The organism is Pseudomonas sp. GW456-L13, from assembly GCF_017350115.1.
Lineage (GTDB): Bacteria > Pseudomonadota > Gammaproteobacteria > Pseudomonadales > Pseudomonadaceae > Aquipseudomonas > Aquipseudomonas jessenii.
Genome location: NZ_JACNAS010000001.1, coordinates 2,936,195 through 2,955,898, shown reverse-complemented (window position 1 = coordinate 2,955,898; position 19,704 = coordinate 2,936,195). Strand labels below are relative to the sequence as shown.

The 19,704-nt window shown below is 59.8% G+C and carries 21 protein-coding genes and 1 tRNA gene; 11 read left to right on the top strand and 11 right to left on the bottom strand.

The features are described from left to right. Window positions 1-21: 21 nt before the first annotated feature. From J4D25_RS13285 to J4D25_RS13260, 6 genes are all read right to left on the bottom strand, one after another. On the bottom strand, window positions 22-1,101 hold the full coding sequence (locus J4D25_RS13285) for a hypothetical protein (protein ID WP_057712417.1): 1,080 nt from the start codon (window positions 1,099-1,101) through the stop codon (window positions 22-24). Window positions 1,102-1,419: 318 nt separating this feature from the next. After that, window positions 1,420-1,495 (bottom strand) — tRNA-Phe (locus J4D25_RS13280). Between the two features lie 103 nt (window positions 1,496-1,598). Next, a complete protein-coding gene (locus tag J4D25_RS13275; RefSeq protein WP_057397205.1) occupies window positions 1,599-1,871 on the bottom strand; it encodes an oxidative damage protection protein in 273 nt (90 codons plus the stop codon). After that, window positions 1,868-2,935, bottom strand: a complete 1,068-nt coding sequence (mutY, locus tag J4D25_RS13270; RefSeq protein WP_057712416.1) for an A/G-specific adenine glycosylase — start codon at window positions 2,933-2,935, stop codon at window positions 1,868-1,870. The genes J4D25_RS13275 and mutY overlap by 4 nt, the downstream gene beginning before the upstream one ends. Next, window positions 2,932-5,163: an AsmA family protein gene (locus J4D25_RS13265; protein WP_057712415.1), complete on the bottom strand. Its 2,232-nt coding sequence runs from the start codon at window positions 5,161-5,163 to the stop codon at window positions 2,932-2,934. Before J4D25_RS13265 ends, mutY begins: the two co-directional genes overlap by 4 nt. A gap of 78 nt (window positions 5,164-5,241) precedes the next feature. Beyond that, the gene (locus J4D25_RS13260; protein ID WP_057712414.1) at window positions 5,242-5,646 is read right to left on the bottom strand and encodes an acetyl-CoA sensor PanZ family protein; all 405 of its coding nucleotides are present in this window, start codon (window positions 5,644-5,646) and stop codon (window positions 5,242-5,244) included. A gap of 229 nt (window positions 5,647-5,875) precedes the next feature. On the opposite strand from J4D25_RS13260, the gene J4D25_RS13255 reads away from it, so the two are divergent. The 7 genes from J4D25_RS13255 (at window position 5,876) to J4D25_RS13225 (ending at window position 11,692) form a co-directional block, all read left to right on the top strand. Continuing rightward, window positions 5,876-7,540: an OFA family MFS transporter gene (locus J4D25_RS13255; protein ID WP_057712413.1), complete on the top strand. Its 1,665-nt coding sequence runs from the start codon at window positions 5,876-5,878 to the stop codon at window positions 7,538-7,540. Between the two features lie 268 nt (window positions 7,541-7,808). Further along, on the top strand, window positions 7,809-8,402 hold the full coding sequence (hisB, locus tag J4D25_RS13250; protein ID WP_003218037.1) for an imidazoleglycerol-phosphate dehydratase HisB: 594 nt from the start codon (window positions 7,809-7,811) through the stop codon (window positions 8,400-8,402). Continuing rightward, window positions 8,402-9,040: an imidazole glycerol phosphate synthase subunit HisH gene (gene hisH, locus J4D25_RS13245; protein WP_057712412.1), complete on the top strand. Its 639-nt coding sequence runs from the start codon at window positions 8,402-8,404 to the stop codon at window positions 9,038-9,040. Before hisB ends, hisH begins: the two co-directional genes overlap by 1 nt. Continuing rightward, entirely contained in the window at window positions 9,041-9,298 is a 258-nt protein-coding gene (locus J4D25_RS13240) for a DUF2164 domain-containing protein (RefSeq protein ID WP_007989200.1), read from the top strand. A gap of 42 nt (window positions 9,299-9,340) precedes the next feature. After that, window positions 9,341-10,078: a 1-(5-phosphoribosyl)-5-[(5-phosphoribosylamino)methylideneamino]imidazole-4-carboxamide isomerase gene (hisA, locus tag J4D25_RS13235; protein ID WP_027617356.1), complete on the top strand. Its 738-nt coding sequence runs from the start codon at window positions 9,341-9,343 to the stop codon at window positions 10,076-10,078. A gap of 9 nt (window positions 10,079-10,087) precedes the next feature. Continuing rightward, on the top strand, window positions 10,088-10,858 hold the full coding sequence (gene hisF / locus J4D25_RS13230; RefSeq protein WP_007972752.1) for an imidazole glycerol phosphate synthase subunit HisF: 771 nt from the start codon (window positions 10,088-10,090) through the stop codon (window positions 10,856-10,858). Between the two features lie 78 nt (window positions 10,859-10,936). Further along, window positions 10,937-11,692, top strand: a complete 756-nt coding sequence (locus tag J4D25_RS13225; RefSeq protein ID WP_057712411.1) for an ABC transporter substrate-binding protein — start codon at window positions 10,937-10,939, stop codon at window positions 11,690-11,692. 148 nt (window positions 11,693-11,840) lie between these two features. Here J4D25_RS13225 and J4D25_RS13220 read toward each other — a convergent pair whose 3' ends face one another. From J4D25_RS13220 to gpmI, 4 genes are all read right to left on the bottom strand, one after another. After that, complete coding sequence (locus J4D25_RS13220; RefSeq protein WP_057712410.1) at window positions 11,841-12,617, bottom strand: divergent polysaccharide deacetylase family protein; 777 nt, start codon at window positions 12,615-12,617, stop codon at window positions 11,841-11,843. 1 nt (window position 12,618) lies between these two features. Continuing rightward, complete coding sequence (locus tag J4D25_RS13215; protein WP_057712409.1) at window positions 12,619-13,938, bottom strand: S41 family peptidase; 1,320 nt, start codon at window positions 13,936-13,938, stop codon at window positions 12,619-12,621. A gap of 34 nt (window positions 13,939-13,972) precedes the next feature. Next, a complete protein-coding gene (locus J4D25_RS13210) occupies window positions 13,973-15,268 on the bottom strand; it encodes a murein hydrolase activator EnvC (protein ID WP_057712408.1) in 1,296 nt (431 codons plus the stop codon). A gap of 253 nt (window positions 15,269-15,521) precedes the next feature. Continuing rightward, window positions 15,522-17,051: a 2,3-bisphosphoglycerate-independent phosphoglycerate mutase gene (gene gpmI / locus J4D25_RS13205; RefSeq protein WP_057712407.1), complete on the bottom strand. Its 1,530-nt coding sequence runs from the start codon at window positions 17,049-17,051 to the stop codon at window positions 15,522-15,524. 153 nt (window positions 17,052-17,204) lie between these two features. On the opposite strand from gpmI, the gene J4D25_RS13200 reads away from it, so the two are divergent. Genes J4D25_RS13200 through secB form a run of 3 tightly spaced genes read left to right on the top strand, consistent with a single transcriptional unit; the run spans window position 17,205 to window position 18,416 of the window. Then, the gene (locus tag J4D25_RS13200; RefSeq protein ID WP_008047735.1) at window positions 17,205-17,618 is read left to right on the top strand and encodes a rhodanese-like domain-containing protein; all 414 of its coding nucleotides are present in this window, start codon (window positions 17,205-17,207) and stop codon (window positions 17,616-17,618) included. A gap of 1 nt (window position 17,619) precedes the next feature. Next, a complete protein-coding gene (gene grxC / locus J4D25_RS13195) occupies window positions 17,620-17,874 on the top strand; it encodes a glutaredoxin 3 (RefSeq protein WP_008047737.1) in 255 nt (84 codons plus the stop codon). 56 nt (window positions 17,875-17,930) lie between these two features. Then, window positions 17,931-18,416, top strand: a complete 486-nt coding sequence (gene secB, locus J4D25_RS13190) for a protein-export chaperone SecB (protein WP_057397192.1) — start codon at window positions 17,931-17,933, stop codon at window positions 18,414-18,416. A gap of 116 nt (window positions 18,417-18,532) precedes the next feature. Here the strand turns inward: secB and trmL are convergent, their stop codons facing one another. After that, window positions 18,533-18,988: a tRNA (uridine(34)/cytosine(34)/5-carboxymethylaminomethyluridine(34)-2'-O)-methyltransferase TrmL gene (gene trmL, locus J4D25_RS13185; RefSeq protein ID WP_057712406.1), complete on the bottom strand. Its 456-nt coding sequence runs from the start codon at window positions 18,986-18,988 to the stop codon at window positions 18,533-18,535. On the opposite strand from trmL, the gene J4D25_RS13180 reads away from it, so the two are divergent. Beyond that, a complete protein-coding gene (locus tag J4D25_RS13180; RefSeq protein WP_057712405.1) occupies window positions 18,987-19,427 on the top strand; it encodes a hypothetical protein in 441 nt (146 codons plus the stop codon). The genes trmL and J4D25_RS13180 overlap by 2 nt on opposite strands. Window positions 19,428-19,704 lie beyond the last annotated feature (277 nt).

Genomic DNA, 19,704 nt, shown 5'->3' with positions numbered 1-19,704 from the left:
AACAGCTGGTGATATAAAAAATCAGCCCTGCAGCACTAGCGGGTCTTCGGAAACAACGATGGGGCAAGAAAATTTTGAAAGTCCGAAAATACGAACCAAGACCCGTCTGTTGTCTTTGATGACATCGCGACAGTGCAGAGCCCGGATGTTATTGATGACCATGGCCGATTCCTGGTTCAGCGTGTACTCGACCGGAGTTGCTTCACCCACACCTTGGCAAAGGGCAGTGTAAGCCGCTTTCACAAAGGTCGAGGCGTTGTCATTGACCGAAAAACGATACGTGTTAAAGCGGGCTGCGAACCCTGCCTTGTCGTCGAACTCCAGAATCGAAACGTTGCGGCCATCTTCCCCTTTGCCACTGACAAAGGAGTCACTACGAGTGAACTGGAAGTTACCCGTGGTTAGTGCGAGGCAGTTGGTGACGCCAATTTTTTCGAGTATGGGAGGTAGTGGAATGACTCGCGTAGGCTCAATGCTCGGGTTCCACAAGGCGGATAGTATGAGCGACGATGGAGAGGGCGAGTGCCCGTCTTTCGCGTTCACGGCGCACCAGTAAGGCGCCTCTGTATGCGGGCCAAGCGCGAGGCCGGAATGGGAACTCAGTTCCTTGATGTCCGGCTCGGCAGGGATTCTGGTCAGCCCGCCGCCCTTGAAGTTGGCCACCAGTCGAACCAGTTTTCCTTCATTGTCCATGTCGTAGGCAAAGGCACTGTTACCCACCAGTTTCAACAAGATCTGATTACGGGCGGCCAGGCAAAGGACGTCGTATCGGTTTTCCAGGGATGTCTGGTCTGGTAGTGCATCTGGAGGGATGGCGTCTGAGATTTTTTGCAGCCCTTCAAAGATCAACACGCAAACAAGGCCTTCGGAATAGGCATCCAGCAGTTCGCATTGGTCTTTCGAAAACAGGAACGTTAATTCGGTGGCTGCCAGAGAGGCTTTGGACCTGGCTCCTGGTGCTTGAGGCCCGCCGATGGCGGTCAGCTCTTTGGCCAACTTGTGCAGCAATGCTGACTGGTGGATATCAAAGCTGAAAGTCCTGATTTCTTGTTCAGTAAAAAACTCAGCAGTTTCGACGTCTGGTTGAATCACCTCAGTCATTGTCTATATCCCTGTTGTGTATCTGCTCCCGGTTATGCGGCAGCTCCTCCCCCGATTCTGCTCAATTTCATTTTCAGCGTATGTCATCCATTTCCGTTAGAGCATACGGAGTGTTCCGACAGACCCGAGAGACTGCCAGGAAGGACCGATAACCAATGTCTGAAGCTTTCGGGACTTAGCCCCGGCAACCATTACGGGTACTGGCTGGCGTGGTAACAGGAGGTGGGAATTGTTGTTTCGAGGGTGACGGGATCGGTGCTTCATCAAATCCAAGGCATAAAAAAACCCTGAATCTTGCGATTCAGGGTTTTCGGTATTTGGTGCCCAGAGACGGAATCGAACCGCCGACACGGGGATTTTCAATCCCCTGCTCTACCGACTGAGCTATCTGGGCAACGGGGCGCATTAAACGGGTTTTTCAGGGGGTCGTCAAGCAAGTTTTCAAAAAAATTTTAATTATTACCGTCGCTTACGTTCCGGCCCCCGATAAATCGGGGTTATTCCGACGGCGGCACGTAGCCTTCGGCCTTGGCGTAATCCTCGCCGGAGAAGTACTTGTCCATCTCGCCCTGAAGATATTTGCGATCTTCGGCGTTCATCATGTTCAGGCGTTTTTCGTTGATCAGCAGGGTCTGGTGCTTTTGCCAATCTGCCCAGGCCTTGGCCGAGACGTGGTCAAAAATGTCCTGGCCTTTGGCGCCCGGGAACGGTGCGCGCTCCAGGGCAGGCAATTCTTCTTTGTACTTGCGGCACATGATGGTGCGGGTCATGACGACTCTCCTGCGTTCAATACGGCGGCCGCGCGTTCGAGCAAGGTTTTGACCGGGGCGGCAAGGCCCAGGCGCGGCGGGGTGGCGAGGTTATACCAGAGCCAGTCAGCCTCGGCCACGTGATGGCCGCTCTCCTGGACCTGAACCAGCCAGGGTTCGATGGATAACTGAAAATGGCTGAAGGTGTGCACCAGGCTTGGCAATGCCTGTTGTGTGCCCAGTTCCAGCGAGTGCTGCGATGCCAGGTGCGGCAGGTCATCGAGGTCGTCGAGTTCCGGCAGGCTCCACAAACCGCCCCACAGGCCCGTGGACGGGCGACGGTAAAGCAGGATCGCGCCTTCGGCGTTGGCGAGCATCGGCATCAGCGTGCGCTTCTGCGGGATGGCTTTGCGCGGCTTGGGGATCGGGTAGCGGGTTTCCAGGCCGAGCATGTGCGCCTCGCAGCCCTTTTCCAGCGGGCACAGCAGGCAACTCGGTTTGCTGCGGGTGCAGAGCGTCGCCCCCAGGTCCATCATCGCTTGGGTGTAGGCGTTGACGCGGGTCTGCGGCGTAAAGCGCTCAGCGTTGGCCCAGAGCTGTTTGGCGACCTTTGGCTCGCCGGGGTAGCCCTCTTGCGCGGTAAAGCGCGCCAGCACCCGTTTGACGTTGCCGTCGAGGATCGGCGCGCGCAGGCCCATGCTGATGCTGGCAATGGCGCCGGCGGTGGACAGGCCGATCCCCGGCAGATCAGTGAGTTTTTCCACGTCCCGGGGAAATTCGCCGCCGTACTGCTCGACGACGATCTTCGCGGTCTTCTGCAAATTGCGCGCACGGGTGTAGTAACCAAGGCCCGTCCACAGGTGCAGCACTTCGTCTTCCGGCGCGCACGCCAGCGCCTGGACCGTCGGCAACGAGGCCATGAAGCGGTCGAAGTAATTCAGCACGGTGCTGACCTGGGTCTGCTGCAACATGATTTCCGAGACCCACACCCGATACGGGTTGATGTCCTGCTGCCAGGGCAAATCGTGACGGCCGTGGCGGTCGAACCAGTCCAGCACCGCCGTTGAAAACTGCTCGGCTCTCATCGCTTGAACATTTCCTTGAGCGCGTCTTTCAGTTTCGGGTCGACTTTGTCGCCCCATTTCTCCTCGATTTTTTCGCTGATCCTGTCGCCAGCCTGTTTGGCCGCGACCTGGCCCATGCGGTCGTTATCCAAACGGCAAGCCTTGGCGCCCAGCTCCAGCGGGCCGCGGCAGCGCAGCGGCCACTCGATGCCGACAAACTTGTCGCCCACCTGGCAAGCAGGGTCCGGCATGGCGCTGGTATCGCCTTCGACGATGATGCCGACGCGGTAGTCCATGCCCAACACTCGCAGATCGATGTCACCGTCACCGTTGACGGTCATGCCCGGGATGCGCACTTTCAGGTCCGGGTTGCTGGCCACGCCGTTACGCAAGGTCAGGTTGCCCTTGAGCTCCTGGAACGGTGTGTCCTTGCCCCGGGGCTCGCCGTTGAGGGTTTTGCGGTTGAGCGTGGCGATGCCTTTGCACAGCTGTTGCTCAAGGTTGGCGTTGAGCAGCACGCCATTGTTGATGATGAAACTGGCATTGCCGTTGAGGGTATCGATCAACGCTTTCTGGCTGTTGCCGCTGCCGGTCAGGCTGCTGTTGAGCGTGACCAGACCTTTGACGGGCGGGTTCTTGCCCTGGCTTTCGAGGATTTTTTCCGCCGGTACCCGGCTGATCTTCGTCTGCAGGTTCAGCGCCGGCACTGGCTGGCGCACATCGAGCGTGCCGGTGGTTTCGAAGTTGCCCTCGTACAGGTCGCCGCGCAGGTTGGCCAGTGTCAGCAGGCCACCCTGGCCGGTGGCCTTGAGCGCAGCGTTATGAATCGGCAATTTTTGCAGGGTCAACTGGCCGAAGGTCAGGTCGGCGTCCACATCGAGCTTGCTCAAGCGTTCCACGGGCAACAGGCGGTCGCTGCTCCAGGCGTCCTTGGTCGGCGCGGGTGGCAACGGAGTGCTGCCGGCGCCGGCCATGGCATCGGCTTCGGTGCTGGCGACTTCGGCCTGGCGCACTTGTGTCGCGCTATTGGCCTCGGCGGATTTCGGCGGCAGGTAGCGGTCGACGTTGAAGGTGTCGGCCTTGAGTGCTGCGCGCAGCGATTGCTTGGCGAAATCTTCGACGGCAATGCGGCCGCTGAAGGTGCTGTCGTCGACTTTCAGGTTGATGTTGTCGAGCGCCAGGCTGGTGGGTGTTGCTGCCAGACGGCTGACCAGTTCGACCTTGCTCAGGCTGCCTTCGGTCATGGCGGGGAGTTTCTGGCCGATGCTATCGACGAATTTCGCCAGGTCGAACTGGGCGATCGAGATGCCGCCACTGACTTGTGGGGTCTTGTCGAGGTCGTTGACCTTCAGTTCACCCAGTGCCCGCAGCTGGTTGGCGGAGATCTTGATGCCGGTCCATTCGGCGACATTGGCGGCCTTGTCCAGCACCAACTGGCCCTGGGCGGAGAACGTCATGGTCTTGCCTTGCAGCGGGTCGCCGGTCACTTCACCGGACAATTTCATGTCTTCGAGCTGATAGCGCTGCAGAGCGCGTGCGATACGCACCTCACCATTGAGCTCGGTGCGCACTCGCAATGCCGGCTGGTTGGCTGACAGGAAAGCCGTGAGCTTGAGCGGAATGTTGACGGAGTCGTGAACCGCACCGGTGCTCAACTGAATACTTTCGGCGCTGAAGCTCTTGCCGGTTCGTTCGTCGGTGTACTCGACCCGTGCGTTGTTTACGGTCAGGCTGTCGATGTCCAGGCGGATCGGCTGAGGCGGTTTTTCCGCCGCGACGCTGGCTTCGGGCGCCGGTTCGCCAGCGGCTGGCGGGGTGCTGGTCGCGCCGGTGTTGGCCGGTACCGGCAGCTTGCCGACGTCTTCCCAATTGCCGTGGCCGTCCTTGTCACGGTTCAGGCGCAGGTTCAGGCCCTCGACACGTACGTCGCTCATCTGCACTTCACGGCGCAGCAGCGGCAGTACGCGTACCGACAGGCCTAGCATCTGCAAGTCGGCAAACGGTTCGGTCGGTTTGACCATGGTCGCGACACTGGCGTCGTGCAGTTCCAGGCCCAGCCACGGGAACAGGCTCCAGCCGATATCGCCATTGAGCGTCAGCTCGATGTGGGCCTTGTCGCGGGCAATCTGGCGGATCTCGTCTTTGTAGTCGTTGGGATCGAAGAGGTGGGTCAGGGCAAAGCCCAGCGCCACAATGATCAGCAACAGCCCGAGAAGTACCAGACCCAGGATTTTGCCGAACGCTTTCATGGGCGAGTCCTTGTAATTAGTCGAATTCAAAATTTAGCCGAGGAGTATAGCGCCCCCGAACAGACGACCGGTCAGTGATCACGCCGGCAGCACATCCAGTGGCAGTTTCAGCTTGGCGGCCAGCGCCTGAGCCTCCAGATGCCCGGCAGGCGCCAGCAGGCGCAGGGGCATGCCCGATTGCGCGGCCATTTTCTGGGCTTCGGCAACCAGACGCTCGGCAACACCACGGCGACGGGTAATTTTTCGAACACATATTTGGGACAAGTGCCAGGCGTCTTGGTGCCTTTGCAACCGGGCCGCGCCCAGCAGGCGATCGTTGAAGCGTCCGGCGATCAGTGTGCCGTCGCGCAAACAGTCTTCGATCAACTGCGCGGCCCCGGAAAAAGGGGCGAACAGCCAGTCCGGGGCGTCGCAGTAGATCTTCTGCAGATCCTGTCGATCCTGGGCAGTGGCTTGGTTCAGCGGCTCGACAATGATCGGCATGGTGATTCCTGTGAGGTCATGAAGCGATAGAGATCAGATGACGTACAAAAGGTGATGTCAGTTTGGTTTTTCTGTCACTTGCAAATGGTAACCTTTGCCCGTTCGTCCGTCCTTCTGCGACCTGTTGTCGCACAACAAGGTGCTCTACAAAAAACGGTCATGCCTGCGTGCATAAAGGCCGGGAGTGAGCTGTGGCTGGCGAACCATACAAATAATTGGGGGATACACAATGACCACGAGCATCACGGCGGACGGCTTCAGCGCCGACCAGCCTGCGTTCCTGTCCAAGGAGCGGATCATCGCCAAGCCCGGTTTCAACCGTTGGCTGGTGCCACCGGCCGCGTTGGCCATCCACTTGTGCATCGGCATGGCCTACGGTTTTTCGGTGTTCTGGTTGCCGCTGTCCAAGGCGCTGGGCATCTCCGCTCCAGTGGCCTGCGCACCGGACATGAGTTTTATCGCACAAGTCTTTTCGTCCCAGTGTGACTGGCCGATCTCGATGCTCGGCTGGATCTACACCCTGTTCTTCATCTTCCTGGGTTGCTCGGCCGCCATCTGGGGTGGCTGGCTGGAGCATGCCGGACCGCGCAAGGCCGGTGTCGTATCGGCGCTGTGCTGGTGTGGCGGCCTGCTGATTTCGGCGCTGGGGGTGTATACCCACCAGATCTGGCTGATGTGGATCGGCTCCGGGGTCATTGGCGGTATCGGCCTGGGCCTGGGCTACATTTCGCCGGTGTCGACCCTGATCAAATGGTTCCCGGACAAGCGTGGAATGGCGACCGGCATGGCGATCATGGGCTTCGGCGGCGGCGCAATGGTCGGCGCCCCGCTGGCGGCGGCTCTGATGGGGCATTTCGCCTCGTCAACCAGCGTCGGCGTCTGGCAGAGCTTCCTGGTGATGGCTGCCATCTACTTCGTGTTCATGATCGGTGGCGCACTGTCCTACCGCGTTCCGCCAACCGGCTGGAAGCCAGAAGGCTGGACGGCCCCGGCGAAAAAAGCCTCGAACGCGATGATCACTCATCGTCATGTTCACGTGAATGTGGCCTGGAAGACGCCGCAGTTCCGTCTGGTGTGGCTGGTGCTGTGTCTGAACGTATCGGCTGGAATCGGCATCCTCGGCATGGCGTCGCCGCTGTTGCAGGAAGTGTTCGCTGGCAAGTTGCTGGGCAATGACCTGGCGTTCGGCCAACTCGACGCTTCGCAACTGGCTTCGATCGCCGCCATCGCTGCCGGCTTCACCGGTTTGCTCAGCCTGTTCAACATCGGTGGGCGCTTCTTCTGGGCTTCGTTCTCGGATTACCTGGGCCGCAAAAACACTTACTTCGTGTTCTTCGCCCTGGGCTTTGCCCTGTACGGACTGATTCCGAACCTGGGTCACCTGGGCAGCATCGCGCTGTTCGTGGCGGCGTTCTGCATCATCCTGTCGATGTATGGCGGTGGCTTCGCGACTGTTCCGGCGTATCTGGCGGACCTGTTCGGTACGCAAATGGTCGGTGCGATTCACGGTCGTCTGCTGACGGCGTGGGCTGCTGCCGGTGTGCTCGGTCCGGTGCTGGTGAACTATCTGCGTGAATATCAACTAAGCATCGGCGTCGAGCGTGCGGCGGCTTATGACATCACCCTGTACATCCTCGCCGGCCTGCTGGTGCTGGGTTTCCTGTGCAACCTGCTGGTGCGTCCGGTGGCGGACAAGTACTTCATGACCGACGCCGAACTGGCCGCCGAACAGGCGCTGGGCCATGACAAAGGCGCCGACAGCAGCACCGTGCTGGAGTGGAAAGCCGCGCCGGGCACCAAGCCGCTGGCGGTTGCGGCGTGGCTGGTGGTGGGCATTCCGCTGGCGTGGGGTGTCTGGGTGACCTTGCAGAAGACGGCGGTGCTGTTTCACTAACACCAGTTTCAACCCGAAACCTGTGGGAGCGAGCTTGCTCGCGATAGCGGTCTGACAGTCAGCAAAAATGTTGAATGTGATGGCCCTATCGCGAGCAAGCTCGCTCCCACATTTTGTTTTGTGGTGTGCCAAATGGCTTGTATGGACATGTACATCGCCGGCACCCCCGAATTCACTCCGTCAGGGATATCACCTCTCGTGTTTCTGTTTCGGCCCCGCACGCCTATAATGGCTGCCTTTTTCGCCCAATGATTTTGCGGAGCTGGTGATGGCCGAACGTAAGGCGTCTGTCGAGCGCGACACTCTGGAAACCCAGATCAAAGCCTCGATCAACCTCGATGGCACCGGAAAGGCCCGATTCGATATCGGTGTTCCTTTTCTTGAGCACATGCTGGACCAGATCGCCCGTCACGGGCTGATCGACCTGGATATTGTCAGCAAGGGCGACCTGCATATCGATGACCACCACACGGTGGAAGACGTCGGTATCACCCTCGGCCAGGCGTTTGCCAAAGCCATCGGCGACAAAAAAGGCATCCGTCGCTACGGCCACGCCTACGTGCCGCTCGATGAAGCGCTGTCGCGGGTTGTGATCGACTTCTCCGGCCGTCCAGGCCTGCAGATGCATGTTCCGTACACCCGCGCCACCGTCGGCGGCTTCGACGTTGACCTGTTCCAGGAATTCTTCCAGGGCTTCGTCAACCATGCATTGGTCAGCCTGCACATCGACAACCTGCGTGGCACCAACACCCACCACCAGATCGAAACCGTGTTCAAGGCTTTCGGCCGCGCTCTGCGCATGGCCGTCGAGCTCGATGACCGCATGGCCGGACAAATGCCATCGACCAAGGGCGTCCTGTAATGCAGACAGTCGCGGTTATCGATTACGGCATGGGCAACCTGCACTCGGTGGCCAAGGCCCTCGAGCACGTCGGTGCCGGCAAGGTTTTGATCACCAGCGATGCCAACGTGATTCGCGAAGCCGACCGGGTGGTTTTCCCCGGCGTCGGCGCGATTCGCGATTGCATGGCGGAGATCCGTCGCCTCGGCTTCGATTCGCTGGTGCGTGAAGTCAGCCAGGACCGTCCGTTCCTTGGCATCTGCGTGGGCATGCAAGCCTTGCTCGACACCAGCGAAGAGAACGATGGTGTCGACTGCATCGGCCTGTTCCCGGGCGCGGTCAAGTTCTTCGGCAAAGACCTGCATGAAGACGGCGAACACCTGAAAGTCCCGCACATGGGCTGGAACGAAGTGAAGCAGAAGGTCAGTCACCCGCTGTGGCACGACATTCCGGACCTGGCGCGGTTTTACTTCGTGCACAGCTACTACATCGCTGCCGCCAACGCGCGGCAGGTGGTGGGTGGCGGTCACTACGGTGTCGATTTCGCCGCAGCGCTGGCCGAAGGTTCGCGTTTCGCCGTGCAGTTCCACCCGGAGAAAAGCCATACCCATGGCCTGCAGTTGCTGCAGAACTTCGCCGCGTGGGACGGTCGCTGGTAAATGGCCGTCAAGAAGAAGCCGCCGATTCTGACCCTCACTCCCGAACAGGAGAGCGAGGCCAATCGCAAGATCAAGCGTTTCATGGAAGACCGCTTTGAGCTCGACCTCGGCTCGTTCGAGGCGGCGGAGATTCTTGAGCTGTTTACCCGTGAAATTGCTCCGCACTATTACAACAGGGCGATTTTCGATGTGCAGGCGCACCTCAAAGAGAGGTTCGAAAGCATTGAAAGCGACCTGTGGGCGCTCGAGAAAAACTGATTTCCGAGCCAAGCTGAACATTCGAATTTGAAGGTTTGCCAGATGCTGATTATTCCCGCTATCGATCTTAAAGACGGTGCCTGTGTCCGTCTGCGCCAGGGCCGCATGGAAGATTCCACAGTGTTCTCCGATGACCCGGTGAGCATGGCTGCCAAGTGGGTGGAGGGCGGTTGCCGTCGTCTGCATCTGGTCGACCTGAACGGCGCCTTCGAAGGCCAGCCGGTCAACGGCGAAGTGGTCACTGCCATCGCCAAGCGTTATCCGAACCTGCCGATCCAGATCGGCGGCGGTATCCGCTCCCTGGAAACCATCGAACACTACGTGAAAGCGGGCGTTAGCTACGTGATCATTGGCACCAAGGCCGTGAAAGATCCGGCCTTTGTTGCAGAAGCCTGCCGCGCGTTCCCGGGCAAAATCATCGTGGGTCTGGATGCCAAAGACGGTTTTGTCGCCACTGACGGCTGGGCTGAAATCAGCACCATCCAGGTGATCGACCTGGCCAAGCAGTTTGAAGCCGACGGCGTGTCTTCGATCGTTTATACCGACATCGCCAAAGACGGCATGATGCAGGGCTGCAACGTACCGTTCACCGCGGCACTGGCTGCTGCAACAAAGATCCCGGTGATCGCTTCCGGCGGCATCCACAACCTGGGTGACATCAAGACCCTGCTCGACGCCAAGGCGCCAGGCATCATCGGTGCGATCACAGGCCGTGCGATCTACGAAGGCACCCTCGATGTTGCTGAAGCGCAAGCTTTCTGCGATTCATACAAAGGCTGAGGACTGATCATGGCGCTGGCCAAACGCATCATCCCTTGCCTGGACGTGGACAACGGCCGGGTGGTCAAGGGTGTGAAATTCGAAAACATCCGCGACGCCGGTGACCCGGTGGAAATTGCTCGTCGCTACGACGAGCAGGGCGCCGACGAGATTACCTTTCTCGACATCACCGCCAGCGTCGATGGCCGCGACACCACGCTGCACACCGTCGAGCGCATGGCCAGCCAGGTGTTCATCCCGCTGACCGTGGGCGGCGGCGTGCGCACCGTGCAGGACATCCGCAACCTGCTCAATGCCGGCGCGGACAAGGTCTCGATAAACACCGCCGCAGTGTTCAACCCGGAATTTGTCGGCGAAGCCGCGCAGCATTTCGGTTCGCAATGCATCGTTGTGGCTATCGACGCGAAGAAGGTTTCCGGACCGGGCGAAACCCCGCGCTGGGAAATCTTCACCCATGGCGGTCGCAAACCAACCGGTCTCGACGCCGTTGAGTGGGCGAAGAAAATGGAAGGCCTGGGTGCCGGCGAAATCCTGCTGACCAGCATGGATCAGGACGGCATGAAAAACGGCTTTGACCTGGGCGTCACCCGCGCCATCAGTGATGCACTGGGCATTCCGGTGATCGCCTCTGGCGGTGTCGGTAACCTGCAACACCTGGCCGACGGCATTATCGAAGGCCACGCCAGCGCGGTACTGGCGGCGAGTATTTTCCACTTCGGCGAATACACCGTGCAGGAAGCCAAGGCCTATATGGCCCATCGCGGAATCGTGATGCGTTAAACAAACCGGTACAGGCCAGTGGACACCATGGCGTACCCAAGGCACTCTTGGGTACGCCATGGATTTCGGTAGCCAGACATGCTTAAACGCTTTCTTCTCGTCCTTGCCAGCGCTTCTCTGTTGTTGATCAATGGAGCAAACGCTAAAGACAGTCCCGATACCGACCTGGTGTTGCTGACGGAAAACTTCCCGCCGTACAACATGGCGAAGAACGGCAAGAACTTCGCTCAGGACGAGAACATCGATGGCATCGCCACCGATATCGTCCGCGAGATATTCAAGCGCGCCGACATTACCTACAGCCTGACGCTGCGTTTCCCTTGGGAGCGAATCTACAAACTCACCCTGGAAAAACCCGGTTACGGCGTATTCGTCATGGCGCGCCTGCCCGATCGCGAAAAACTCTTCAAATGGGTCGGCCCGATTGGCCCGGACGACTGGATCATGCTGGCCAAGGCTGACAGCAAGATCACCCTCGAAACCTTGAATGACGCGCGCAAATACAAGATCGGCGCCTACAAGGGCGACGCCATTGCCGAGACGCTGGCCAAGCAGGGACTCAATCCGATTGTTGTACTGCGCGACCAGGACAACGCGAAAAAACTGGTCAACGGGCAGATCGACCTGTGGGCCACTGGTGACCCGGCCGGGCGCTATCTGGCGCGCCAGGAAGGGGTTAGCGGGTTGAAAACCGTATTGCGTTTCAACAGTGCTGAACTGTACCTGGCACTGAACAAGGACGTGCCGGACGAGACGGTTGCCAAGCTCCAGGCGGCGCTGGATCAGATGCGCAAGGAAGGTCGGGTGGACGAGATAATGGCGCAGTATCTGTAGGATTCAATACCAACCCGTTAGCCATGCCCGGACCACTGTGGGAGCGAGCTTGCTCGCGATGACGGTCTGCCAGTCGATAGAGATGTTGAATTTGATGGCGCCATCGCGAGCAAGCTCGCTCCCACGGTAGTTTTGTGGTGCCGCAGACTCAGCGGTACACCCCATCCTTGCCATGCGCCGCCGTCGCCCGGTTTCCGCGCACGCTGATCATCTGCCGGATATCAATCCACTCGATCCCCTGAGCCTTGAGCTTGGGCAGTTCGCGTTCCAGTACCGCCAGCGTCTGTGGATACGGATGCCCGATCATCACCGCCGAACCCTGCTTGTGCGCGAGGCTGATCGCGGTTTGCAACTGGGTCAAAATCGCTGCTTCGGTACGCTCATCGTCGAGAAATACATCCCGTGAAACGCTCGCCAAACCGATCTTCTGCGCTTGGGCAGCGGCTACGGTCTGGGCGCTGGTGCGGCTGTCGACGAAGAATTTGTGCCGTCGCTGCAAGGCCGCCATCAGCCAGGCCATGGCCGTTGGTTGTGCGGTCATGCGGCTGCCCATGTGGTTGTTGATGCCGCTGGTGTACGGGACCATTTTGAACGCGGCGTTCAGGCGTTTTTCCAGCTCATCGACGGGCAGTTCGGGATGCCAGGCGAACGGTCCGGTGGCCGGATCCATGGGCATGTGCAGAATGACGATCTTGCCGGCGCGATGGGCTTCGCGGGCGAATTCGGTGGCGTGGGGTGTATCGGGCATGATCGCCGCAGTCACCGGGCCGGGCAGGGCCAGCACGCGGCGATCCCGGGGCAGGTTCTGCCCCAGGTCATCGATGATCAGGCTCAGGTAGGCTTTGTGGGACGTCGATCCGGCGGGTTCTGCATGAACAACACCCGCCAGACAACACAGCAGACCGATCAGCAACCGCAGAAACATCTCAACGGCCGGACGTGATGCTCAGCCCTTTGAGCAGGCTCAGGGCCTGGGCCAGTTGGTAATCATCGTCCTGCGGCATCGGCTTGGCTTTGCCGCTGGAACCGGTCGGTTTGTCGACACCGCCGTTGCCGTTGCCCAGGTGACCCTGCAAATCCGCTTCCTTGAAGTAATCGCTGTCCTGCTCGCTGGTGATCTTGGCCTTGCGCACTTCGATGTCCGGGACGATGCCCTGGGCCTGGATGGAGCGGCCGTTCGGCGTGTAATACAACGCTGTGGTGATCTTCAATGCGCGTTCATTGTTCAGCGGCAGCACGGTTTGCACCGAGCCCTTGCCGAAACTGGTGGTGCCCATCAGCACGGCGCGTTTCTGGTCCTGCAGGGCGCCGGCGACAATTTCCGAAGCCGAGGCGCTGCCGCCGTTGATCAACACGACCATTGGCACGGCTTCGCTTTCGTCCTTGCCGGTGGCAGAGAAACGCAGCTCGGAGTTGGCGATACGCCCCTTGGTGTAAACGATCAGGCCCTTGGTGATGAAGTGGTCGACCACCTCCACCGCCGCCTGCAACACCCCGCCCGGGTTGTTGCGCAGGTCGAGAATGATGCCCTTGAGCTTCTTGCCGTTGTCTTTGCGCAGCTTGGCCAGGGCCTTGGAAACCTCTTCACCGGTCTTGACCTGGAACTGGGTGATGCGGATGTAGCCGTAGCCCGATTCCAGCAACTGGCTCTTCACGCTCTTGACCTGGATGACGGCGCGGGTCAGGGTCACGTCGAACGGCGTGCCGCCATCGCGCACCAGAGTCAGGGTGATTTTCTGGCCGATCTTGCCGCGCATCTTGTCCACGGCTTCGGTCATGCTCTGGCCGCGAGTCGGCTGGCCGTCGATCTTGACGATGAAGTCGCCGGCCTGAATACCGGCCTTGGAGGCCGGAGTGTCGTCAATCGGTGACACCACCTTGATGAAGCCGTCTTCGGCGCCGACTTCAATGCCCAGGCCGCCGAATTCACCGCTGGTGCTTTCCTGCAGCTCGGCGAAATCTTCAGGACCCAGGTAGGCGGAATGCGGATCGAGGTTGCTGAGCATGCCCTTGATGGCGTTTTCCAGCAGGGTCTTGTCGTCCACCGGTTCGACATAAGCGGCCTTGATCCGGTCCATCACCTCGGCAAAGGTGCGCAACTCATCCAGCGGCAGCGGCGCCTTGGTGGTCGCGGCAGTGCCCGCAGGCGCAACCACCGGCGCTGGTTGAGCGGCAAACGCCAGAGGCGCGCCGATCACCAGGGCGATCGTCAGGGCCAGCGAGGTAAGGCGGGACAAATGCAGCATGTCGAACGAACTCCTAATGTAGGTGACTCTACGCCTATCCTTGCGCGTGGCACCATTGCGCAGGGTCACTCGGGTGACCCTGCTGACGAATTGCGAAATACAGCGCTGGTGTGTCCTGCCCGCCACTGCTACCGACAGTGGAAATAGGCTCACCGGCTTTTACAACGTCACCGGCAGACTTGAGCAGCGTCTGGTTGTGACCGTACAGACTCAAATAACCATTGCCGTGGTCGAGGATCACCAGCAGCCCGGCGCCGCGCAACCAGTCGGCGAACACCACGCGACCACCGTGTACGGCACGCACCGCACTGCCGGCAGACGCGCCGATCATCACGCCATCCCACTTGGTCCGGGCATCGTCGCCTCGGCTTTCACCGTAGCGCGCCAGCAGTCGACCATCGACAGGCCAGGGAAGTTTGCCGCGGGTTGACGCAAACGGACCGCCAAAGGTTTCGCCGGAACTGGAAACCAGTGCGCCAGGTGTCGATCTGACCGGTTTGCGTGGGGCATCGTCGCTGGCATCTGCCTGCGCCTGGGCCTCACGTAAACGCTTTTTTTCGGCTTCCTGCTGGGCAATCAGCGCTTTTTGTCGCGCTTCTTCTGCCTCACGGGCCTGGCGTGCCAGAGTTTCTTCAATGGTTTTAAGGACTTTAGACAGGTCTGCCTGATCCTGCTCGCGCGCCGCCAGTTTCTGATCGCGGGCCTTTACGTCGTCATTGAGCTTGGCCAGGACTTGCTGGCGCTCCTTGCGGACTTTCTCGAGCTCATCACGCTGGGTGTCGAGGCTGCTTTGCTGCACCAGCAGTTGCGCCTGCTGCATGGCGATGTCTTTCTCGACATTGGACAGTTGGCGCAGGGTTTCGTTGAAATTCTTCAACTGCTCCAGGCGAGCCTGGCTCAGGTAATCGTAATAGGTGAGGGTACGGGCAAATCTTTCAGGATTCTGCTGGTTGAGCAGCAGCTTGAGGTATTCCTGGCGACCGTTCTGGTAGGCCGCCCGGGCCTGAATGGCGATCAGTCGTTGCTGTTCAATGCGCGCGCTCTGGAGTTTTTTTTTCTCTGCATCGAGTCGCTGCAGCTCGGCTTCGCTTTTCTTCAGCTCTTTTTGCAGGGCTTCGACCTGCTTCTCGAGCTTGCCCATTTCGGTTTCGGTGCCCTTGAGCTCTTTCTGCACACCGGACTTTTCTTCCTGCAGCTTGCCCAGCAGCTTCTTCAGCTCGGCAATGTCCTGACGCGTGGCGTCCAACTGTTGTTGGGTATCTGCGCGCTCGTCAGCAAAGGCCGGTTGGAGCAGGCATGTCAGAGCTAGGGCTATCAGGACGCGAAGCATAGGGGCGGGCGGCACCAGGGAAAGGGACGGCCTAGTATGCCCGCCATGGGCAGCAAAAAAAATGCCCATTTCTGACTGTGTGATGACTGGAGCGAGCGACAGACTGAATTCCATTTCGAAAACTCCATAAACCATTGTGGGAGCGAGCTTGCTCGCGATGGCGTCCGATCATTCAACATAGATGTTGGCTGTCAGATTGCTATCGCGAGCAAGCTCGCTCCCACAGGGTTTTTCAGTGTTCGGGATATCCCGGTTACACCAGAATCGAAGTCCCGGTCATTTCCGCCGGTTGCTCAAGGCCCAGCAACTTCAGCATGGTCGGCGCCACGTCCGCCAGCACGCCGCCTTCGCGCACCTTCAGGTCGCGCTTGCCGACATAGATGAACGGTACCGGCTCGGTGGTGTGCGCAGTGTGCGCCTGGCCGGTGGTTTCATCGGACATTTGCTCGACGTTGCCATGGTCAGCGGTGATCAAGGCTTCGCCGCCGACTTTTTCCAGGGCATCGACGATGCGACCCACGCACAGGTCCAGGCATTCAACGGCCTTGACCGCCGCTTCGAACACGCCGCTGTGGCCAACCATGTCGCCGTTGGCGTAGTTGACCACGATCACGTCGTAACGCTGGTTTTCGATGGCGTCGACGATGCGGTCGGTGACTTCCGGTGCACTCATTTCCGGCTGCAAGTCATAGGTGGCGACTTTTGGCGACGGAATCAGGATGCGTTCTTCGCCCGGGAACGGTTCTTCGCGGCCGCCGGAGAAGAAGAAGGTCACGTGGGCATATTTTTCGGTTTCGGCGATGCGCAGCTGGGTCTTGCCGTTTTTCGCCAGGTAGTCGCCCAGCACGTTTTCCAGGCTGCCGGCCGCGAAAGCCGACGGCGCAGGAATGCTGGCGGCGTATTGGGTCAGCATGACGAAACCGGCCAGTTTCGGCTGGCGGGCACGCTCGAACTCACTGAAGTCGTCTTCGACGAACACGCGGGTCAGCTCGCGGGCACGGTCGGCGCGGAAGTTCATGAACACCACGGCATCGCCGTCTTCGACTTTTACCGGCTCACCGATGGAGGTGGCCTTGACGAATTCGTCGCTCTCGCCACGCTCGTATGCCGCCTGCAGGCCTTCCTGAGCGGTGGCGGCGTTGAATTCGCCCTGGCCATCGACAATCAGGTTGTAGGCCTGGGACACGCGGTCCCAACGGTTGTCGCGGTCCATGGCGTAGTAGCGGCCGATGATGCTGGCGATCCGGCCTTTGCCCAGGGCCTGGAAGGTCGCGTCGAGCAGTTCGATCGACGACTGCGCGCTTTTCGGCGGAGTATCGCGGCCGTCGAGGAAAGCGTGCAGGTAGATGTTTTGAGCGCCGCGCTTGAAGGCCAGTTCGGCCATGGCAACCAGGTGATCCTGGTGGCTGTGTACGCCGCCATCGGACAGCAGGCCCATGAAGTGCACGGCTTTGCCGGCGGCGACCGCTTTGTCCACGGCAGCGCAGATGGTCGGATTCTCGAAGAACTCGCCGTCGCGGATCGATTTGGTGACGCGAGTGAAGTCCTGATACACCACGCGACCGGCGCCCAGGTTCATGTGGCCGACTTCGGAGTTGCCCATCTGGCCGTCCGGCAGGCCGACATCCATGCCGCTGCCCGAGATCAGACCGTTCGGCACGGTGGCCCACAGGCGGTCCAGTACGGGCTTCTTCGCGGCGAAGATAGCGTTGGATTCAGGGCTGTCACTGTGACCGAAGCCGTCGAGAATCATCAGGACCAAAGGTTTAGGCGTGGTAGTCATGGAATCCACTCGTGGCTGAGATAAAAAGGAGCAATGGAAAAGGGAGTGGCAGTTTAAAGCGAAGTTCCGGCCGCGTCACCGCCGGACGGGGTTTGGCCCACCATAGTGGCTGTGTATACTGGCCGACATTTTAACGCCCTGGAACCTCCTTCGATGGTTGCTAACCTGATTCAATTCGCCACTAACCACTACATTCTCGTCGGTATCTTCGTCGTACTGCTGGCGTTGCTGATTGCCTATCAAATGCAGGGCGGCGGCCGTAGCCTGAGCACCGGCGAACTGACCGGGCTGGTCAACAAGGACGCAGGTGTAGTGATCGACATTCGTCCGACCAAGGATTTCGCCGCCGGTCACATTGTCGGCGCGCTGAACATCCCTCAGGACAAACTGACCGCTCGTGTAGGTGAGCTGGAAAAGCACAAGGCCAAGACCATCATCCTGGTCGACGCCATGGGCCAGACCGCCGGCACCCACGCCCGCGAATTGATGAAATCCGGCTTCACCGCCGCCAAGCTGTCCGGCGGTATCTCCAGCTGGAAAGCCGACAATCTGCCGCTGGTGAAGTGATATGAGTAGCGTCGTCGTCTATTCCAGCGATTACTGCCCTTACTGCTCGCGAGCCAAGTACCTGCTCGAGAACAAAGGTGTGGCCTTCGAAGAGATCAAGGTCGATGGCAAGCCGCAGGTGCGCGCTGCGATGGCCCAGAAGGCCGGGCGTACGTCCGTGCCGCAAATCTGGATCGGCAGCACCCACGTGGGCGGTTGTGATGATCTGTTCGCCCTGGAGCGTGCCGGCAAGCTCGACGCGCTGCTCAGGGCCTGACGGCAATACCCCAAACAAGCAAACCTAAAAGAACCCTGGATCAAGAAGGATCTGCGATGACTGACCAACAGAACACTGCTGCGAACGAAGAAGAAACTGCACCGCAATTCTCCTTGCAGCGCATTTATGTGCGTGACCTGTCCTTCGAAGCTCCGAAAAGCCCGGCGATCTTCCGCCAGCAGTGGGAGCCGAGCGTCGCTCTGGATCTGAACACCCGTCAGAAGACGCTGGAAGCCGACTTCCACGAAGTCGTGCTGACCCTGTCGGTTACCGTGAAAAACGGTGACGAAGTGGCGTTCATCGCTGAAGTGCAACAGGCCGGGATCTTCCTGATCAAGAACCTGGATGACGCTTCGATGAGCCACACCCTGGGTGCGTTCTGCCCGAACATCCTGTTCCCGTACGCTCGCGAAACCCTGGATAGCCTGGTGACCCGCGGTTCGTTCCCGGCACTGATGCTGGCTCCGGTGAACTTCGATGCGCTGTACGCGCAAGAGCTGCAACGCATGCAGGCTGCTGGCGAGACTCCGACCGTTCAGTAAAAGCGTATCAATACTGTGGGAGCGAGCTTGCTCGCGATGAGGTCACCAGCTTCAACATCCGTGTTGACTGATGCACCGCCATCGCGAGCAAGCTTGCTCCCACATTTTTTTGGATGTTATTTGAAGTCGTTCTGGCGCCAGGCTTCGTAAACGGCCACCGCCACGGTATTGGACAGATTCAGGCTGCGGCAGCCCTCGCGCATCGGCAGGCGCAGGCGTTGCTCGCCGGGCAGGGCATCCAGCACTTCGGCGGGCAAGCCACGGCTTTCCGGGCCGAACAGGAATGCGTCGCCCGGGGCGAAGCTGGCATCATGGAACGGCCGCGAACCCTTGGTGGTGAAGGCGAACAGTCGTGGATGGTCGAGGCTCTCCAGGCAGCTGGCAAGGTCCGCGTGGCGTTGCAGGGTGGCATACTCGTGGTAATCGAGGCCGGCCCGGCGCAGGCGCTTGTCGTCCATCTCGAAGCCCAGCGGTTCGATCAAATGCAGGTGGCAGCCACTGTTGGCGCACAGCCTGATAACGTTGCCGGTATTCGGCGGAATTTCTGGTTGGAAAAGGATGACGTGAAACATGCACGGCTCCGAAGGCAAAGATGACGCGCATTCTACGCCGCCAGAAGGCGTGCGTTCGAAACTATTCCTGCGGGTAATGGGCTCGCTGGCGATTGTCGGGGTGATGGTCGGGATGATGATCGGTCGCCTGACCACGCCAGACCCCAGTCAGTTGCAGCAGGTGGAAGTGACGAACGACGGGCTGGTGGTGTGGTTCAACAATGAACCCAAGACCCACGGCGAAATTGTGGACGGCAGTGTCGCGCTGCTGTTTGGCGCCGAGGGCAAGGCGCAGAAAGGTCAGCTCAAGCTCGGCGGCAAGGACGTGAACTGGCGGGTACGTTTGAGCGATGGAGGGTTGTTGCTGACACTGGTAGCGGCCCGGCCCCTGCGGGGCGAATGGGTCGGTAGCGAGGTTGATGACCGCTGGCGGCTGGAGATCCATCTCCGGGAGCAATAAAAGAGGGAATCCCCGGCCTGCCTGTACCAAGGTTCCCGAAACGGGAGGCTCGTCGCGAGTGCGGTGTGAGCCTGGTGTAAAGAAGGAACCCCTGACCTGCCTGTATCAAGGGCCCCAAAACGGCTGGGCTCGTCGCGGGTGCGGTGTGAGCCCGATGTAAAGAGGGGAATCCCCGGCCTGCCTGTACCAAGGTCCCCGAAACCGGGTAGGTGAACTGATTCACTTGAAAGGGTTATTGCAGGGGGCATGCCAGGTTATAACAGCTTGGAACAAAAAA

What these genes read in the sequence shown, in the direction of transcription:
- J4D25_RS13285 (WP_057712417.1), bottom strand. Translation starts at nt 1,101, where the DNA reads ATGACTGAGGTGATTCAACCAGACGTCGAAACTGCTGAGTTTTTTACT.
- J4D25_RS13275 (WP_057397205.1), bottom strand. Translation starts at nt 1,871, where the DNA reads ATGACCCGCACCATCATGTGCCGCAAGTACAAAGAAGAATTGCCTGCC.
- mutY (WP_057712416.1), bottom strand. Translation starts at nt 2,935, where the DNA reads ATGAGAGCCGAGCAGTTTTCAACGGCGGTGCTGGACTGGTTCGACCGC.
- J4D25_RS13265 (WP_057712415.1), bottom strand. Translation starts at nt 5,163, where the DNA reads ATGAAAGCGTTCGGCAAAATCCTGGGTCTGGTACTTCTCGGGCTGTTG.
- J4D25_RS13260 (WP_057712414.1), bottom strand. Translation starts at nt 5,646, where the DNA reads ATGCCGATCATTGTCGAGCCGCTGAACCAAGCCACTGCCCAGGATCGA.
- J4D25_RS13255 (WP_057712413.1), top strand. Translation starts at nt 5,876, where the DNA reads ATGACCACGAGCATCACGGCGGACGGCTTCAGCGCCGACCAGCCTGCG.
- hisB (WP_003218037.1), top strand. Translation starts at nt 7,809, where the DNA reads ATGGCCGAACGTAAGGCGTCTGTCGAGCGCGACACTCTGGAAACCCAG.
- hisH (WP_057712412.1), top strand. Translation starts at nt 8,402, where the DNA reads ATGCAGACAGTCGCGGTTATCGATTACGGCATGGGCAACCTGCACTCG.
- J4D25_RS13240 (WP_007989200.1), top strand. Translation starts at nt 9,041, where the DNA reads ATGGCCGTCAAGAAGAAGCCGCCGATTCTGACCCTCACTCCCGAACAG.
- hisA (WP_027617356.1), top strand. Translation starts at nt 9,341, where the DNA reads ATGCTGATTATTCCCGCTATCGATCTTAAAGACGGTGCCTGTGTCCGT.
- hisF (WP_007972752.1), top strand. Translation starts at nt 10,088, where the DNA reads ATGGCGCTGGCCAAACGCATCATCCCTTGCCTGGACGTGGACAACGGC.
- J4D25_RS13225 (WP_057712411.1), top strand. Translation starts at nt 10,937, where the DNA reads ATGCTTAAACGCTTTCTTCTCGTCCTTGCCAGCGCTTCTCTGTTGTTG.
- J4D25_RS13220 (WP_057712410.1), bottom strand. Translation starts at nt 12,617, where the DNA reads ATGTTTCTGCGGTTGCTGATCGGTCTGCTGTGTTGTCTGGCGGGTGTT.
- J4D25_RS13215 (WP_057712409.1), bottom strand. Translation starts at nt 13,938, where the DNA reads ATGCTGCATTTGTCCCGCCTTACCTCGCTGGCCCTGACGATCGCCCTG.
- J4D25_RS13210 (WP_057712408.1), bottom strand. Translation starts at nt 15,268, where the DNA reads ATGCTTCGCGTCCTGATAGCCCTAGCTCTGACATGCCTGCTCCAACCG.
- gpmI (WP_057712407.1), bottom strand. Translation starts at nt 17,051, where the DNA reads ATGACTACCACGCCTAAACCTTTGGTCCTGATGATTCTCGACGGCTTC.
- J4D25_RS13200 (WP_008047735.1), top strand. Translation starts at nt 17,205, where the DNA reads ATGGTTGCTAACCTGATTCAATTCGCCACTAACCACTACATTCTCGTC.
- grxC (WP_008047737.1), top strand. Translation starts at nt 17,620, where the DNA reads ATGAGTAGCGTCGTCGTCTATTCCAGCGATTACTGCCCTTACTGCTCG.
- secB (WP_057397192.1), top strand. Translation starts at nt 17,931, where the DNA reads ATGACTGACCAACAGAACACTGCTGCGAACGAAGAAGAAACTGCACCG.
- J4D25_RS13180 (WP_057712405.1), top strand. Translation starts at nt 18,987, where the DNA reads ATGCACGGCTCCGAAGGCAAAGATGACGCGCATTCTACGCCGCCAGAA.
- trmL (WP_057712406.1), bottom strand. Translation starts at nt 18,988, where the DNA reads ATGTTTCACGTCATCCTTTTCCAACCAGAAATTCCGCCGAATACCGGC.